Origin of the sequence: Mangrovicoccus algicola (assembly GCF_014903745.1) — a bacterium.
GTDB classification, from domain to species: Bacteria; Pseudomonadota; Alphaproteobacteria; order Rhodobacterales; family Rhodobacteraceae; genus Mangrovicoccus; species Mangrovicoccus algicola.
Genome location: NZ_JACVXA010000034.1, coordinates 26,094 through 41,904, shown reverse-complemented (window position 1 = coordinate 41,904; position 15,811 = coordinate 26,094). Strand labels below are relative to the sequence as shown.

Sequence of the window (15,811 nt, the reverse complement as noted above, 5' to 3'; positions counted from 1 at the left end):
GATCGGAAGGACGGCCGCGCCGGAGGCGGCGCGGGAGGGTGTTCCATGATGCGGAATTCCGTCCCCACGCCCTCGACAGCGGCCGCCTCCCGGCGCTAGCTGCGCCGCAAGGACGTGATCACGACAGGCAGGAGACCACATGCTGAATTCCGCGCTCGGGCTGAACGGTGCCATGACCGCCCCCCACCAAGCCGCAACCCAGGCCGGGCTCGGCGTGCTGGCCGAGGGCGGCTCCGCGATCGAGGCGATGGTGGCCGCTGCCGCCGCCGTGGCGGTCGCCTATCCGCACATGAACGGCATCGGCGGAGACGGCTTCTGGCTGATCAAGCGTCCCGGCCAGGCGCCGGTGGGCATCTTCGCGGGCGGGCAGGCGGCGGCTCTGGCCACGCCCGACTGGTACCGCGCGCAGGGCCATGCGGCGGCGATCCCGGCGCGCGGCCCGCTGGCGGCGCTGACCGTGCCGGGCACGGTGGGCGGCTGGGGCGCGGCGCTGGCGCTTTGCGAGGATCCGATGCCGCTGACCCGGCTCCTGGCGCCCGCCATAGCGCTGGCCCGCGAGGGCATCGCCGTCACCGGCAACCAGTCCGCCTGCACCGCCGAGAAGGCGCCGGGGCTGCGCGACGTGCCGGGTTTCGCCGATCTCTACATGCCCGGCGGCGCCGCCCCGGCGCGCGGCAGCCGACTGGTGCAGGCCGCACTCGGCGCCACGCTGGAGCAGATCGCGCGGGCCGGGGCGGGCGACTATTACCGCGGCGACATCGCCACCACCCATGGCCGGTTCCTCGAAGCGGCGGGCAGCCCGCTGCGCGCCGCCGACCTGGCCGCCTATGCCCCCGAGAAGGTGGAGCCCCTGTCGGTCAAGACCTCGGCCGGGCGGCTGTGGAACATGATCCCGCCGACCCAGGGCGCGGCCTCGCTGATGATCCTCGCGCTCTTCGACCGGCTGGGCGTGACCGATCCCGAGGGGTTCGACCACCTGCACGGGCTGATCGAGGCGACCAAGCAGGCCTTCCTGAAGCGCAATGCCGAACTGGGCGACGGCGCGCCCGCGCAGGAGTGGCTGACGGAGGAGGCCCTCGACGAAATGGCCGCGCGGATCGACCCGGCCCGCGCCCTGCCCTGGCCCCACGAGCCGAAGGAAGGCGACACGATCTGGATGGGGGCGGCCGATCGCGACGGCACGGTGGTCAGCTTTATCCAGAGCGTGTTCTGGGAATTCGGCTCGGGGCTGACCTGTCCCGAGACCGGCGTGGTGTTCCAGAACCGCGGCGCGGCCTTCTCGCTGGCGGGCGGGCCGAACGGGCTGGCCCCGGGGCGGCGCCCCTTCCACACGCTGAACCCGGCGCTGGCGGAACTGCAGGACGGGCGCGTCATGGCCTATGGCACGATGGGCGGCGAGGGACAGCCGCAGACCCAGGCGGCGGTCTTCTCGCGCTATGCCGTCTTCGGCCAGGGGCTGCAGGCGGCGGTGACGGCGCCGCGCTGGCTGCTGGGCAAGACCTGGGGGGAGGAGTCCACCACGCTGAAGCTGGAGGACCGGTTCGACCCCGCGCTGGTCGCGGCGCTGCGCGCGGCCGGGCACGAGGTGGAGACGATCCCGGCCTTCTCCGATCTCGCGGGCCATGCGGGGGCGGTGGTGCTGCATCCCGGCGGGCTGCGCGAGGCAGCCAGCGATCCGCGCGCCGATGGCGCCGCGCTGGCGCTCTGAGCGGATGGAGCCGCACGGCTTCTGGCAGCGGGTCGAGGACGGGCCCGCCCCGCCGCCGCCCCATCGCGACCGCTTTCCGGCAGAGCTGCCCGACGGGCGGATCCTGCACCTGCCGCTGAGGCCGCTGGAGGGCACCGCCACCGCGCTGGCCTCGCTGATCCTCAACCAGGCGAGTTTCGCGGTGGAGGATGCACTGGCCTTGCACCTTGCCGCGGCGCTGCATCCGCATGCGCCCGATCTTCTGGTCGGGCTGCCGACGCTGGGGCTGGGGCTGGCCGCGGCGACCGCGCGGCGGCTGGGTCACGACCGCTACGTGCCGCTGGGGACCTCGCGCAAGTTCTGGTATGACGAGGCCCTGTCGGTGCCGCTGCGCTCCGTCACCAGCCCCGGCGGCGGCAAGCGGCTGTATCTGGACCCGCGGATGCTGCCCCTGCTGGCTGGCGCGCGGATCGCGGTGATCGACGATGCGCTGAGCACGGGCAGTTCGATGATGGCGGCGCTGGATCTGCTGCGCCTCGCCGGGGCGGAGCCCGTGGCGATCGGCGCGGCGATGCTGCAGACCCGGCGCTGGCAGGGGGTGCTGCCCCCCGGCCTGCCGGTCTGCGGGGTCTTCGCCTCGCCGCTGCTGGAGCGGCGGGACGATGGCTACTGGCCCGCGGGCTGAGCGGCCCGCGGGAGGCGCGGCTCAGGCAGCGAGATCGGCATAGGCCGCGCGGATCGCGGGCAGGAATCCCGGCGCCGCGGCCAGATCGGCAGGCACCAGCCCCGGCAGCGCCAGCACCGCCGCCACCGGATCGGCCGCACCCGCCGCCGCCGACAGCTCGGCCGCGCGCGGATCGGCGCTTCCGCGGCCCAGCACAAGAAGGCGGATCCAGGCCGCGATGCCGAGCGCCGTGACCGGCCAGGGCTCGGCCCGGTCCAGATGCGCGCTAGCGGGGGCAAACAGCCGCTGCGGCATCTTCTGCGACGTGTCCGAGGCGATCTGGGCCAGCCGGTGGCGCAGCCGCGGATTGGCGAACCGCGCCAGCAGCGCCGCGGCATAGCCCGGCAGATCGACGCTGGCGGGAACCGACAGGGTCGGCGCCTGCTCCTCCTCCATCAGCCGCCGCGCCAGCTCGCGCAGCCCCGCATCGCCCATGCAGCCATCGACCGTCTCATGCCCGGCCAGCTGGCCATAGCAGGCCAGCATCGTGTGCGAGCCGTTGAGCATGCGCAGCTTCATCTCCTCGAAGGGGCGCACATCCTCGACCAGCTCGGCCCCGCCCTCGGCGAAGGGCGGCCGCCCGGCGGCGAAGCTGTCCTCGATCACCCATTGGCGGAAGGGTTCGCAGACGATGCCGTTGGGATCGGGCCGGCCCAGCAGGTCCGCCAGCAGTGCATGGCTCTCCTCCGTCATCGCCGGCACGATCCGGTCAACCATCGAGGAGGGGAAGGTGCAGGTCTCGGCGATCCACGCGGCCAGGGCCGGATCCCGCGCCTCGGCGAAATCCAGCACGACCTGTCGGGTCAGATGGCCGTTCTCGGGCTGGTTGTCGCAGCTGAGCACCGTCAGCCCGCCATGCCCGGCCGCGCGGCGCCGCGCCAGCCCCTCGGCGATCACGCCGATGGCGGTGCCGGGCTGCGCGGGCGCGGCCAGATCGGCGATCACCCCGGGATTGTCGCGGTCCAGACGGCCGGAGCGCGCGCAATAGCCCTTCTCGGTGACGGTCAGCAGGATCACCGACATGGCCGGGCTGGCGATCAGGTCGGGGATCGCATCCACCCCGTCGCGGGCCGGGTGACGGGTCGCGGCGACGACGCCGATCTCGCGCAGGGTCACGCCCTCGCCATCGGCTTCGGCCACGTGATAGCGCCCGTCGGCGGCATCCAGCGCGTCCATATCCGCGCGGCCGGAATTCAGCCGCGCCACGACCACGCCCCAGTCGCCCCCGGCCTTCGCCAGCCCTTCGGACAGGTAGACCATCGGATGGGCGCGGGCGAAGGCGCCGAAGCCCAGATGCAGGATGCGCGGTTTCAGGGCTTCGGCATCGAAGCCGATCTTGACGATTTCGGTGCTCACAGCGCGATCTCCTCGGGCAGGCTGCGGGTTTCGCCCGCGGGCAGGACGATGCGGGCCACCGGGATCGCCGGGGCCCCCTCGCCCGAACGGGCCGCGGTCAGCGACAGGCTGTCCGCGCCGCCCGACAAGGTCAAGCGGGTCACGCAGGATGCCCCGCCCTCGCTCACGCCGTCATCCTCGTAGAGCAGGCTCGTTTCCTCGAAACCGCCCGGCGCCGGGAAGACCGCCAGCACGCGCTCGGTCTCGGCGCCCGGATGGGCGCGGGTGGTGGAATTGCCCATCGGGATCACCGCGCCGCCGCGCACGAAAAGCGGCATGGACCCCAGGTCGACATCGAGCGTGACGGTCGTGCCGCCCTCGTGCCAGGTGCCCGCGTGGAAATCCCACCAGCCGGTCGGACAGGCGGGCAGGCGCAGGGTCCGGGTCGTGGCGCCCTCGTCCATCACCGTCGCCACCAGCAGGTCGCGGCCCAGCAGGAACTCGTCGCATTCCGCATAGGCGCCCTCGTCCTCGGGGAAATCCATGAAGGGCGGGCGGATCATCGGCTCGTCCTGCTCCGCCGCCTGCCACAGCACCGTATACAGATAGGGCAGCAGCCGGTAGCGCAGGCGGATCGCGTCGCGGATGTGATGCGTCACCTCCGGGAACATCCAGGGCTCGTTCACCGTCGCGTCGTCATTCCAGGAATGGATGGTGAAGCGCGGGTGGAAGATGCCGTTCTGCACCCAGCGGACGAAGAGCTCGGGCTCCGGCCGCGGGCCGGAGAAGCCGCCGACATCGTGTCCGATATTGTAGAGCCCCGACATCGACATGCCCAGCCCCATCCGGCTGTTGTAGCGGATGGTCTTCCACATGGTGCGGTTGTCGCCCGACCAGGTCTGGGCATGGCGCTGGATGCCGGGCATGCCCGAACGCGAGATCAGGTAGGGCCGCTTGCCCGGCGCATGGGCGCGCTGCGCCTCCTCGCTGGCGCGGGTCATCAGCACCGAGTGGACCGGGCGGATCAGCGACACGTCGATCCCCTCGCCGAAGCCCGCGCATTGCGCGGCGTCGTCCCAGATCTCGTATTCGTTATTGTCGTTCCAGGTCGAGCCGATGCCGTATTCCAGCAGCTGGCTCGTCACCCCGTCCTTCCACCAATCGACCGTGGCGGGGTTGGTGAAATCCAGGTGCGAGCCGGTATCGTCCCAGTAGATCGACCGTTCCGGGCCGCAATCGGGGTCCATCTCGGCGCTGGCGCGGATGAACAGCCCCTCTGCCGCCGCCTGGTCATAGCGGGGATGGTCCTGCAGCAGGCAGGGCTTGATATTGGCGATCAGGTGCACGTCCGAGGCGGCGAATTTCGCCGACATCGCCTTGGGATCCGGGCATTTGTCGAAGTTCCAGTTGAACACGTAGCGCTTCGGCCCGATCGAGGTGTAGCCCGAGGACATCTGGAAGCTGTCGCAGGGGATGTCGTGCTCCTCGATCCGCGCGAGGAAGCTTTCCAGCTGGGCCTGCGCGTCGGGGGCGTCGGTATAGCTCATGGTCGAGCCCGAATAGCCCAGCGACCAGCGCGGCGGGAAGGCGGTGCCCCCCGTGAGCCGCACCTGGCCCTTGACCAGCTCGGTCAGCGAGGGCGCCCACCGCATGTAATAGTCGAGGTCGCCATCCTCGGCGCGATAGGCGCGATAGGCCAGGTGGTAATTGTCCAGCTCGTTGCCCAGATCGAACCAGGCGCCTGCCATGTTGTCGTAATAGATCGACCAGCAGCCCTGTTCCGGCGTCTTCGTCAGGGTGAAGGGGATGTGCTTGTAAAGCGGATCGGTGCTTTCCGCATCATAGCCCATCGCATCGAGATTGCGCATCTCGAAGCGGCGGCCGGAACGTTCCAGGTTGCCGCCCTTCTCGCCCAGCCCGTAAACCTTCTCGCCCGTAAAGCGGCGCAGGAAATGGCTGTGGCGATGGTCGCGCAGGCCAAGCATGACGCCGCCGGTCGGGCGCTCCTCGGCGAAGCTGGCCCAGCCCGCGCCGTCCCGGCGCTGCCAGACCAGGCGCAGCGGCGTCTCGATCACCAGCCGCATCGCGGAGGTGGCGATGGCCAGCGTGCCGCCCTCCTCCTCGACGGTGAAGCCCGGGCAGGGATGGCCCGACAGGTCGTCGCGCCCGCGTCCCTGCCAGGGCGTGTCGCCCTCGGGGGCCACGCACCAGCCGCGATCCAGCCGCCACGTCCCGTCCTTCAGCAGCGAGACCCGGAACAGCGTCTCGTCGAGCACCGACACCCGCAGCAGGTGGCGGCCGTCGATCGACAGCTCCAGCCCGGTTTCGCTGCGGTCGGTGAGGGTCCAGTCGGTCAGGGTCTTCATCAGTAGATACCAAGGATGCGGGGCAGGAACAGGCTGATCTCGGGCACGTAGGTCACGAGAAGCAGGAGGCCGAAGAGCACGGCATAGAAGGGCAGGAGCGGCCGGATCACCGAGGCGATGGAAGTGTTGCCGACCGAGCAGCCGACGAACAGCGCCGAGCCCACCGGGGGCGTGCAGATGCCGATGCACAGGTTCAGCGTCATCATCACGCCGAAATGCACCGGGTCCATGCCCAGCTCCTGCACGACCGGCAGGAAGATCGGCGTGAAGATCAGAAGCGCCGGCGTCATGTCCATGAAGGTGCCGACGATCAGCAGCGCGATGTTGATCAGCAGAAGGATCGCCAGCGGATTGTCCGACAGCGCCAGCAGCGTGTCCGAGATCAGGTAGGGGATGCCGCCGAAGGCCATCACCCGGCTCATCGCGATCGAGGCGCCGATCATCAGCAGGACGATGGAGGTCGTCACCGCGCTTTCCATGATGATCGCGGGCAGGTCGCGGATGCCGATCTCGCGGTACCACACCAGCGCCAGGAACAGCGTGTAGACGACCGCCGCGGCCGAGGCCTCGGTGGCGGTGAAGGCGCCCGAGATGATGCCCCCCATGATGACCACGATCAGGCCCAGGGGCAGGATCGCGTCGCGCGCCGCCTGCCAGACCTGGCAGAGGCTCGGGCGCGGCGCGACCGGATAGCCGCGGCGCTTGGCGATGATGCCCGCCACGATCATCAGCCCCAGCCCCATCAGGATGCCGGGCACGTAGCCCGCCACGAAGAGCGCGGCGATGGACGTGCCGCCGGTGATCAGCGAATAGACGATGAAGGTCGAGCTGGGCGGGATCAGCAGGCCCGTCGGACAGGAGGCGATGTTGACCGCTGCCGAATAGGCCGGGTCATAGCCCTCCTTCTTCTGCAGCGGCGCCATGACGCCGCCCACGGCGGCGGCCGAGGCCACGGCGGAGCCCGAGATCGAGCCGAACATCATGTTGGCGATGACGTTGCAATGCGCCAGCGCGCCGGGCAGCCGCCCGCCCAGCACCTGGGCGAAATTGATCAGCCGCATGGCGATGCCGCCGCGGTTCATGATGTTGCCCGCCAGGATGAAGAACGGGATCGCCAGCAGCGTGAAGCTGTCCAGCCCGCTCGCCATCTGCTGGGCGACGATGAACAGCGACTGGTCGAAGCTCATGAACAGCAGGAAGGTCAGGAAGGTCGCGGCGCCGATCGAAAAGGCGATGGGCACGCCGATGACCATGAGAACGGCGAAGGAGCCGAAAAGCAGCAGGATTGCACTGGCCATTATGTCGTCCTCAGTCCAGGGGGCCGCCCACGGGGGCGTCGGTTTGCTCCTGCGCGCCGTGGCGGGCCAGGTCGATCAGGAAATGCGCGCAATAGACCAGCATCACCAGCCCGGCGAAGGGAATGGCGGCATAGACCCAGGCCATCGGGATCTGCAGCGCCGGAGTCACCTGGCCGGAGGCCAGCGTGCGCAGGGTCAGCATGGCGCCGCCCCAGACCAGCACGAGGCCCGCGAACAGCGCCACGATCGCCAGGATCACCGCCTCGGACACGGTCCGCGCCCGGCCCTTCAGCGTGCCGGTCAGGAAGTCGATCGCCAGGTGGCGCCGCTGTCCCAGGGTATAGGCGCCGCCGATCAGCGCCAGCCACATGAACAGGAACCGCGCCATTTCGTCGGTCACGGTCGAGGGCGTTCCCAGCGCGTAGCGGCTGAGCACCTGCCAGACCACGCAGCAGACCAGCACCGCGAAGATCGCGATGACGATGACGCGCAGCAGGATGTCGAGCACGCGGATCACGACCCGGCTCCGGGGATCTGGGCCATGGCCATGGCGAGTTGCGGGACTGTTTGCACGATCATCGTCTCCTCCGCGGTCTGACCCGGCAAGGGGTCCGCATTTGCGCGAAACTTATCCATTCGGAGAAACTGGTCAACCAATTTGTCGGACCGCTTGACGACTTGCCGATTACCCGGCATGAATATCCGCGTTTGGTCGGCCAATTTAACCAATGCGGTCCGGCCGCTACTGAAGTCCCGGGAGGATGACATGAAATCCGTTCTGACCGCCGCGCTGGCCACCACCGCGCTTGTCGCCGCCGCCGCATCCGCCGATGCGCGCACGCTGCGCCTGAATCACAACAACCCGCCGGATCACCCCGTGCACCTGGCCATGCAGCAGATGGCCGACCGCGTGGAAGAGCTGACCGACGGCGACATCAAGATCCAGATCTTCCCGAACGGCCAGCTGGGCACGCAGCGCGAGTCGATGGAACTGGTGCAGAACTGCGCGCTGGACATGGCGCGGTCGAACGCCTCGGAACTCGAAGCCTTCGAGGAAAGCTACTCGGCGCTGAACCTGCCCTACATCTTCCAGTCCGAAGAGCATTTCGAGAAGGTCGTGATGGGCGATATCGGCGCCGACATCCTGGCCTCATCCGCCGAGAAGGGATTCCGCGGCGTGGCCTTCTACACCGAGGGCGCGCGCAGCTTCTATGCCAACAAGCCGATCCTGTCGCCGGCCGACCTGGGAGGCGTGAAGGTCCGCGTCCAGCCCTCGCCCTCGGCCATCCGCATGGTGGAACTGCTGGGCGGCAGCCCGACCCCGATCTCCTGGGGCGAGCTCTACAGCGCGCTGCAGCAGGGCGTCGTCGATGCCGCCGAGAACAACCCCACCGCGCTGACCACCGCGCGCCATGGCGAGGTGGCCAAGCACTTCTCGCTGGATGAACACACCATGATCCCGTCGGTCGTGGTGATCTCCAGCTGTGCCTGGGACCGGATGAGCCCCGAGGAGCAGGAGGCGCTGCACACCGCCGCGCTGGAATCGATGGAAGACCAGTTCGAGGCGTGGAAAGTCGCCTCCGATGCGGCCATCGAGGAAGCCAAGGCCGAGATGGGCGTCGAGATCCACGAGGTCGACAAGGCGCCCTTCTCCGAGGCCGTCGCGCCGATGATCGAGGAAGTCGCGGCACGTTCCGACAACCTGCGCGACCTGATCGAGCGCATCCAGGCCGCGGCGGAAGAGTAAGCCATGCTGGAACGGTCCGACCTGGCGGAGAACGCGCTTCAATGCCTGCATGACGAGGACTATGACCGTCCTTTCAACACGCAGTCGCTGAACGCGGACACGATGATCTTCACCGGCGGCAGGTCAGGCCTGTCGCTGGGGGGGACGTGGAATTTCTGCGTCGATCTTCTGGATACGGGGCTGCGGCAGAAATGGTTCGCCATGACGCCCGAAGCCCCAGAGGACCGGGCCGAACCCTGGGATTACGATCCCTATGCGGGCGAGACCGTGCAGGTGCCGTCCTGCTGGCAGATGCAGAAGGAGAAATGGTATTTCTTCGAAGGCTCCGCCTGGTACACCCGCGCGCTGGAGGCAGGCCCCCCTGCCCCCGGCACCCGCCGCTTCCTGCATGTGGGCGCGGCGCAATATGACTGCAAGCTGTTCGTCAACGGCCAGTTCATCGGCAACCATTATGGCGGCTCCACCCCCTTCTGCGCCGAGCTGACCGAGGTGCTGCGCGAGGGGCGGAACTGGATCATGTTCTGCGTCAACAACACCCGGACGCTGGACCGGGTGCCGATGCGCAATACCGACTGGTTCAACTATGGCGGCATCTATCGCGAGGTGACGCTCTACGAGACCGCCGAAACGGTGATCCGCGATGTCTTCGTGCATCTCGCCCCGGGCGGCATCCGCGCGCAGGTGGAGGTCGACGGCCCCGCCGCCGAGGCGGTGCTTGACATTCCCGGGCTCGGCATCCGCGCCGCCATCCCCCTCAGCGGCGGCAAGGGCGAGGCCGTCCTGCCCGCCGATCCGGACCTGTGGTCGCCGGACAACCCGGTGCTTTATGACCTTTCGCTTGCCGCGGGGGCTGACCGCGTGACGGATCGCGTGGGCTTCCGCAGCATCGAGCGGCGCGGCACCGACATCCTGCTGAACGGGCGCCCGGTCTTCCTGCGCGGCATCTCGGTCCACGAGGATGACGCCAGGCTGGGCAAGGTCACGTCGGAGGCCGATATCCGCCGCCGCTTCGTCCATGCGAAGGAGCTGGGCTGCAACTACCTGCGGCTGGCGCATTACCCGCATCACGAACTGGCCGCGAAGATCGCCGACGAGCTGGGCCTGATGCTGTGGGAGGAAGTCCCCGTCTACTGGGCCATCGACTTCGCCAATCCCGCCACGCGGCGCGACGCGGAAAACCAGCTGCGCGAACTGATCCGCCGCGACCGCAACCGCGCCAGCGTCATCATCTGGTCGGTGGGCAACGAGAACCCCGACACGGATGCGCGGCTGGACTTCATGAAGGGACTGGCCGACCTGGCCAAGGCCGAGGATCCCACCCGCCTGACCTCCGCCGCCTGCCTGGTGAACCATGCCAAGCTGAAGATCGAGGACCGGCTGGCGCAGCATATCGACGTGATCGGGCTCAACGAATATTACGGCTGGTACGAGGAGAATTTCGAGGAACTGGGCATCATCGGCCGCAATTCCGCGCCCGACCGTCCCGTGGTGATCTCGGAAACCGGTGCCGATGGCGACAGCGAGGCGGGCCCCGCGCGCGGGCTCTTCTCGCTGGATTACCAGTCGGAGGTCTACCGCAAGCAGATCGAGACGCTGCGCGGGCTGGATTACGTCAAGGGCATGTCGCCCTGGATCCTCTATGATTTCCGCGTGGAACGGCGGCAGAACCCGTTCCAGCGCGGCTGGAACCGCAAGGGGCTGATCGCCGGGGACAAGCAGGCGAAGAAACCCGCCTTCGCCATCCTCGCCGCCTATTATGCGGAACTGGCCCGTGCGGAGGCCGCGCAGCCGGCGGAGGCCGGGGCGTGACGCCGGGCCGCCGCTACCAGGACGTGGCCGCGATGATCCGCGCGGAGGTGGCCGCGCGCCGCCTGCCTGCCGGCGCCCGGCTGGACACGGAGCGGCAATGGTCCCAGGCGCTGGGGGTCTCGCGCTCGCTGGTGCGCGAGGCGGTCATCATGCTGGAGATCCAGGGCCTCGTCGAGGTCCGCCAGGGCTCGGGCATCTACCTGCTGGCGGAACCGGGGGACCCGGCCCCCGCGGCGCAGGACGATGTCGGGCCCTTCGAGCTCCTGCAGGCGCGGCAGCTTCTGGAAAGCACGATCGCCGCCTTCGCCGCCGAGCAGGTGACCAAGGGCGACATCCTCAAGATGCGCGACGCGCTGGAAGCCGAGCGCGCCTATATCGAGGCCGGCGGCGGGCCCGACTATGCCTCCGACGAGCTGTTCCACCGGCTGATCGCCGAGGCCACGCAGAATTCCGTCCTCACCTCGATGGTGGAGGAACTCTGGGCCGTGCGCGACCGCAGCCCGATGTGGGCCCGTCTGCATGCGCGGATCTTCAACCAGGATTACCGCACCAGCTGGCTGGACGACCACCAGGCGATCCTCGACGCCCTGCGCGCCCGCAATCCCGAGGCCGCGCGCCGCGCCATGTGGGCGCATCTGGGCCATGTCCGCGAGACGCTGCTGAGCGTGTCGGACAGCGACGACCCGTCCTTCGACGGCTACCTTTTCCAACCCGTCCCGGAGATCGCCAGATCCCCGGGCGCCTGACAAGACAGAGGCTTTTCTGATGATCGAGACCTGGCGCTGGTTCGGCCCGAACGATCCGGTGACGCTCGCCGATGTGCGCCAGACCGGCGCGACCGGCATCGTCACCGCGCTGCACGACCTGCCCAACGGCACCGTCTGGCCCGTGGAGGCCATCGAGGCGCGGCGCGACATGATCGCCGCGGCCGGGCTCCGCTGGGAGGTGGTCGAGAGCATTCCCGTCCACGAGGACATCAAGACCGGCGCACCGGGCTGGGAACGCCATGCCGAGGCCTGGGCGGAAAGCGCGCGCAACCTGGCGCGGTCGGGCATCCGCACCATCTGCTACAACTTCATGCCGGTGCTGGACTGGACGCGGACCGACCTGGAACACGCCCTGCCCGACGGCGCGACCTGCCTGCGCTTCGACAATGACGACATGGCGGCCTTCGACATCCACATCCTTGAGCGTCCCGGCGCGGCGGAGGATCACGGGCCCGAGGTCGCGGCCCGCGCCGCGGCGCGCTTTGCCGCGATGGACGCTGCCGCGAAGGACCGGCTGACCCGCACGATCATCGCCGGGCTGCCCGGGTCGGAGGAAAGCTTCACCGTCGAGAGCTTCCGCGCGCAGCTGGCGCGCTATGACGGGCTGGGCCATGCCGGTCTGCGCGCCAACCTGGCGAAGTTCCTGGAGATCGTCGTGCCGGTCGTGGAGGCCGAGGGCGCGGTGATGGGGATGCATCCCGACGACCCGCCGCGGCCGCTTTTCGGCCTGCCGCGGATCGTGTCCACCGCCGATGACCTGCGCGCGATCCTGGCAATGGTCGACAGCCCCGCCAACGGGCTGACCTTCTGCACCGGCTCGCTCGGCGTGCGCGCCGACAACGACCTGCCCGCCATGCTGGCCGAATTCGGCGATCGCGTGCATTTCCTGCATCTGCGCGCGACCAAGCGCGAGGCCGATCCGCTCAGCTTCCACGAGGCGCCGCATCTGGACGGCGATGTCGACATGGTCGCCGTGATGCGGGCCGCCCTGGCGATCGGCGCGGCCAGCGGCCGCGCCCTGCCCTTCCGGCCCGATCACGGCCATGCCATGGCGGACGACCAGCGGCGGCGCACGGCGCCGGGCTATCCGCTGATCGGGCGGATGCGCGGCCTGGCGGAGCTGCGCGGCATCCTGCGGACCTTGCGCGCGCTGGAGGGCTGACCGGCTTGACCCGGCGGCGCGCCGCCCGACCCGGCATATCCGCTTGACGGCGGCGGGGCGGTTGCGGCATGCCGGGTGCCGGGCCCCGGGCCTCCCCGCCCGGGGCGCGGTTGTCCCGGGCCGAAACCGCATCTGCCGCAGGATCATGGCCAAGGAAATCGAACGCAAGTTTCTGCTCCGCGACGAGCGCTGGCGCGAGAATGTCACCCGCAGCAGCGAAATCCGCGATGGCTTCATCTGCCAGCAGGACGGGATCAAGCTGCGCGTGCGCTTCTGCGACGGGCGCGCCACGCTGACGCTCAAGGGCCCGCGGCAGGGACTGGCCCGCGACGAGTTCGAATACGAGATCCCCGCCGCCGACGGCCGCGCCATGCTTGACCGGCTCAGCCCCTTCGGCCGGGTGGAGAAGACCCGCCATCACGTGTTCCATGACGGGTTCGCCTGGACCGTCGACGAATTCGCCGGCGCGCTGGCGGGACTGGTCTTCTGCGAGATCGAACTGACCACCGAGACCCAGCGCTTCCCGCGCCCGCCCTGGCTGGGCCGCGAGGTCACCGGCCAGCGCGCCTATCAGCAGGTGACGCTGCTGCACGAGGCGGCCGCGCGCAGCCTGGCGGCCGGCTGACCGCGACGGGCCGGGCCCGGACGGCCGGTCATCGGAGGCCGGGAACTGCATCAAATGCAATGCATCCCGCCCGCGGGAACAGGATCTTAACCCCGCCCCGGCTAGCTGACGGCAAAGTCAGCTGCTGGGATCCCTTACATGCTCGCAAAGCTCCGCTTCGGCATCGGCGCCAAGATCTACTGCCTGATCGGCATGTCCATCATCATCTGCTGCCTGCTGGTCGTCACGCTGAACGAACGCGTCTCGGGCTATGTCTATGCGCTGCGCGAACTGCATCTGCGCGACGTGGTCGACGCCTCGGTCTCGCAGCTGGCCGCGCTGCAGACGCAGGTGGAGGCCGGAACCCTGACCCCGGCAGAGGCCCGCGACCTGGGCGCGCAGATCCTGGGAAATGCCCGCTACGATGACGGAAACTACCTCTTCGCCTCGGATTACGACGGCAATGTCGTCGCCCATGCCAAGCCCGCCAGACTGGGCACGAATGCCTGGGATCTGCAGGACCCGGACGGTGTCTACATCTACCGCGAGATGATCGCGGTGGCGAAGGCCGAGGGCGGCGGCATCGTCCGCTACAGCTCCGCCCGGGCGACCGAAGGCGCGGAGGAACTGATCCCCAAGATCACCTTCGCCCGGGATTTCGCGCCCTGGGGCTGGGTCATCGCGACCGGCAGCTATGTCGAGGATATCGACGCGATGATCCGCCGGTTCTGGATCGCGGCGGCGGGCGCATCGGCGATCGGACTGGGACTGCTCTTCGTGATCGGCACGCTTCTGGCGCGCAGCATCACCGGGCCGATCCGCAGTCTCAACGCCCGCATGCAGGCCCTGACCGCCAGCGAGCTGGACGCGCCGATCCCCCATCTGGGCAAGCGCGACGAGGTCGGGGAGATGGCCCGTTCGGTGGAGACCTTCCGCATGAACATCCTGCACAAGATCGCCGCCGAGGAAGAGGCGTTGCGCCAGAAAGCCGCCGCCGCCGAGACGCAGCAGCGTGCCGAGGAGGATCGGCGCAGCCGCGAGGCCGAAGAGGTCGCGCGCCGCCAGGCGACCGAGCGCGAGCAGCAGGAGCGCGAGCGCCAGGAACAGGAGGAGCGCGAGGCCATCCGCCGCCGCACCGAAGAGGAGCGCAACGCCACCGCCGCCGAGCAGGAATCCGTCGTCGGCGCGCTGGCCGAGGCGCTGCACCGCCTGTCGGAGGGCGATCTGCAGACACGCATCGACCGCGCCTTTCCCGAGGCCTACGAACGCCTGCGCCTGGATTTCAATGCCACGACCGGCAACCTGGAACAGATCGTCGACCGCATCCGCCGGTCCAGCCAGAAAATCAGTGCCCATAGCGGGATCATCACCGATACCGGCGAGACCTTCGGCAAGCGGGCGGAGCATTCCGCCGCCACGCTGGAGGAAACCGCCGCCGCGCTGGAACAGCTGACCGCCTCGGTCGCCAATGCCGCCGCCGGGGCCGCCGAGGCGGACAAGATCGTCAGCGAGGCCCGCGACAGCGCGGAGCGCAGCGGCACCGTTGTCGAACAGACCGTAGACGCGATGGGCGAGATCTCCAAATCCTCCCAGGCGATATCGAAGATCGTCCATGTCATCGACGAAATCGCCTTCCAGACCAACCTTCTGGCGCTGAATGCCGGGGTGGAGGCCGCCCGCGCCGGCGAGGCCGGACGGGGCTTTGCCGTCGTGGCCTCCGAGGTGCGCGCGCTTTCGCAGCGTTCCTCGGATGCGGCGCGCGACATCAACCAGCTCATCTCCCAGAGCAGCGATCAGGTCCGCAAGGGCGTGGACCTCGTCAGCGAGGCGGGCAAGACCCTCCGCCAGATCCTCGGATCGGTCTCCACCATCTCCAAGCTGGTCTCCGATATCGCCCGATCGGCGAATGAGCAATCGACGGGGCTGAGCGAGATCAACACCTCTGTCTCGCAGCTCGACCATTCGACCCAGGCCAATACCGCGCTCTTCGCCACCGCGCTCGACACCAGCAAGGAACTGGCCGGGGAATCGCGCGCGCTGGACGAGGCGATGACCAGCTTCCGCACCGGAAAATCCGCGGAGACCGCGCCCGACGCCTTCCGCCAGGCCCCGTCCGCTCCGTCCGGGCCGACGCAGGCGGCGCCCTCTGCGGCCGGGGCCGCAGGCCCCGCCCTGGCCGCCGCGACGGCACGGGCTGCCGCGCCGGAGCCGGATGAGTGGGAGGATTTCTGACCGTCCCGGGCCGGGCCGCGAACCCCCTCGCCCCGAAGCGCGACCCCGATCCCGACTGACGCGCGGCGCCCCGGCGGGAT

At 69.4% G+C, this 15,811-nt stretch carries 12 protein-coding genes; 8 read left to right on the top strand and 4 right to left on the bottom strand.

Going from position 1 to position 15,811, the window contains the following annotated elements; all coding sequences use genetic code 11:
- Positions 1–139 precede the first annotated feature (139 nt).
- A complete protein-coding gene (locus ICN82_RS11845; RefSeq protein WP_193182987.1) occupies positions 140–1,708 on the top strand; it encodes a gamma-glutamyltransferase family protein in 1,569 nt (522 codons plus the stop codon).
- Positions 1,686–2,372 (top strand): phosphoribosyltransferase, encoded by a 687-nt coding sequence (locus tag ICN82_RS11840; RefSeq protein WP_226898446.1) that lies wholly within the window; start codon positions 1,686–1,688, stop codon positions 2,370–2,372. Before ICN82_RS11845 ends, ICN82_RS11840 begins: the two co-directional genes overlap by 23 nt.
- A gap of 21 nt (positions 2,373–2,393) precedes the next feature.
- On the opposite strand, the gene ICN82_RS11835 is transcribed toward ICN82_RS11840, so the two are convergent.
- The 4 genes from ICN82_RS11835 to ICN82_RS11820 are packed head-to-tail and all read right to left on the bottom strand — an operon-like array spanning position 2,394 to position 7,927.
- Entirely contained in the window at positions 2,394–3,767 is a 1,374-nt protein-coding gene (locus tag ICN82_RS11835) for a mannitol dehydrogenase family protein (RefSeq protein WP_193182985.1), read from the bottom strand.
- Positions 3,764–6,112 (bottom strand): glycoside hydrolase family 31 protein, encoded by a 2,349-nt coding sequence (locus ICN82_RS11830; RefSeq protein WP_193182983.1) that lies wholly within the window; start codon positions 6,110–6,112, stop codon positions 3,764–3,766. Before ICN82_RS11830 ends, ICN82_RS11835 begins: the two co-directional genes overlap by 4 nt.
- Positions 6,112–7,410, bottom strand: coding sequence for a TRAP transporter large permease (locus tag ICN82_RS11825; protein ID WP_193182981.1), 1,299 nt, complete (start codon positions 7,408–7,410; stop codon positions 6,112–6,114). The genes ICN82_RS11830 and ICN82_RS11825 overlap by 1 nt, the downstream gene beginning before the upstream one ends.
- Positions 7,411–7,420: 10 nt before the next feature.
- Positions 7,421–7,927 carry a TRAP transporter small permease gene (locus tag ICN82_RS11820; RefSeq protein ID WP_193182979.1) on the bottom strand — a complete coding sequence of 169 codons (507 nt, stop codon included), beginning with the start codon at positions 7,925–7,927 and terminating at the stop codon, positions 7,421–7,423.
- A 249-nt stretch (positions 7,928–8,176) separates the two neighbouring features.
- Here ICN82_RS11820 and ICN82_RS11815 point away from each other — a divergent pair, with 249 nt between their 5' ends.
- The 6 genes from ICN82_RS11815 to ICN82_RS11790 all read left to right on the top strand — a co-directional run bounded on the left by ICN82_RS11815 (position 8,177) and on the right by ICN82_RS11790 (position 15,731).
- Positions 8,177–9,157 (top strand): TRAP transporter substrate-binding protein, encoded by a 981-nt coding sequence (locus ICN82_RS11815; RefSeq protein ID WP_193182977.1) that lies wholly within the window; start codon positions 8,177–8,179, stop codon positions 9,155–9,157.
- A gap of 3 nt (positions 9,158–9,160) precedes the next feature.
- Positions 9,161–10,966 (top strand): glycoside hydrolase family 2 protein, encoded by a 1,806-nt coding sequence (locus ICN82_RS11810; RefSeq protein WP_193182975.1) that lies wholly within the window; start codon positions 9,161–9,163, stop codon positions 10,964–10,966.
- Entirely contained in the window at positions 10,963–11,712 is a 750-nt protein-coding gene (locus tag ICN82_RS11805) for an FCD domain-containing protein (protein WP_193182973.1), read from the top strand. The genes ICN82_RS11810 and ICN82_RS11805 overlap by 4 nt, the downstream gene beginning before the upstream one ends.
- A gap of 19 nt (positions 11,713–11,731) precedes the next feature.
- On the top strand, positions 11,732–12,895 hold the full coding sequence (gene uxuA, locus ICN82_RS11800; RefSeq protein ID WP_193182971.1) for a mannonate dehydratase: 1,164 nt from the start codon (positions 11,732–11,734) through the stop codon (positions 12,893–12,895).
- Between the two features lie 145 nt (positions 12,896–13,040).
- On the top strand, positions 13,041–13,520 hold the full coding sequence (locus tag ICN82_RS11795) for a CYTH domain-containing protein (RefSeq protein ID WP_193182969.1): 480 nt from the start codon (positions 13,041–13,043) through the stop codon (positions 13,518–13,520).
- A 138-nt stretch (positions 13,521–13,658) separates the two neighbouring features.
- Entirely contained in the window at positions 13,659–15,731 is a 2,073-nt protein-coding gene (locus tag ICN82_RS11790) for a methyl-accepting chemotaxis protein (protein ID WP_193182967.1), read from the top strand.
- Positions 15,732–15,811 lie beyond the last annotated feature (80 nt).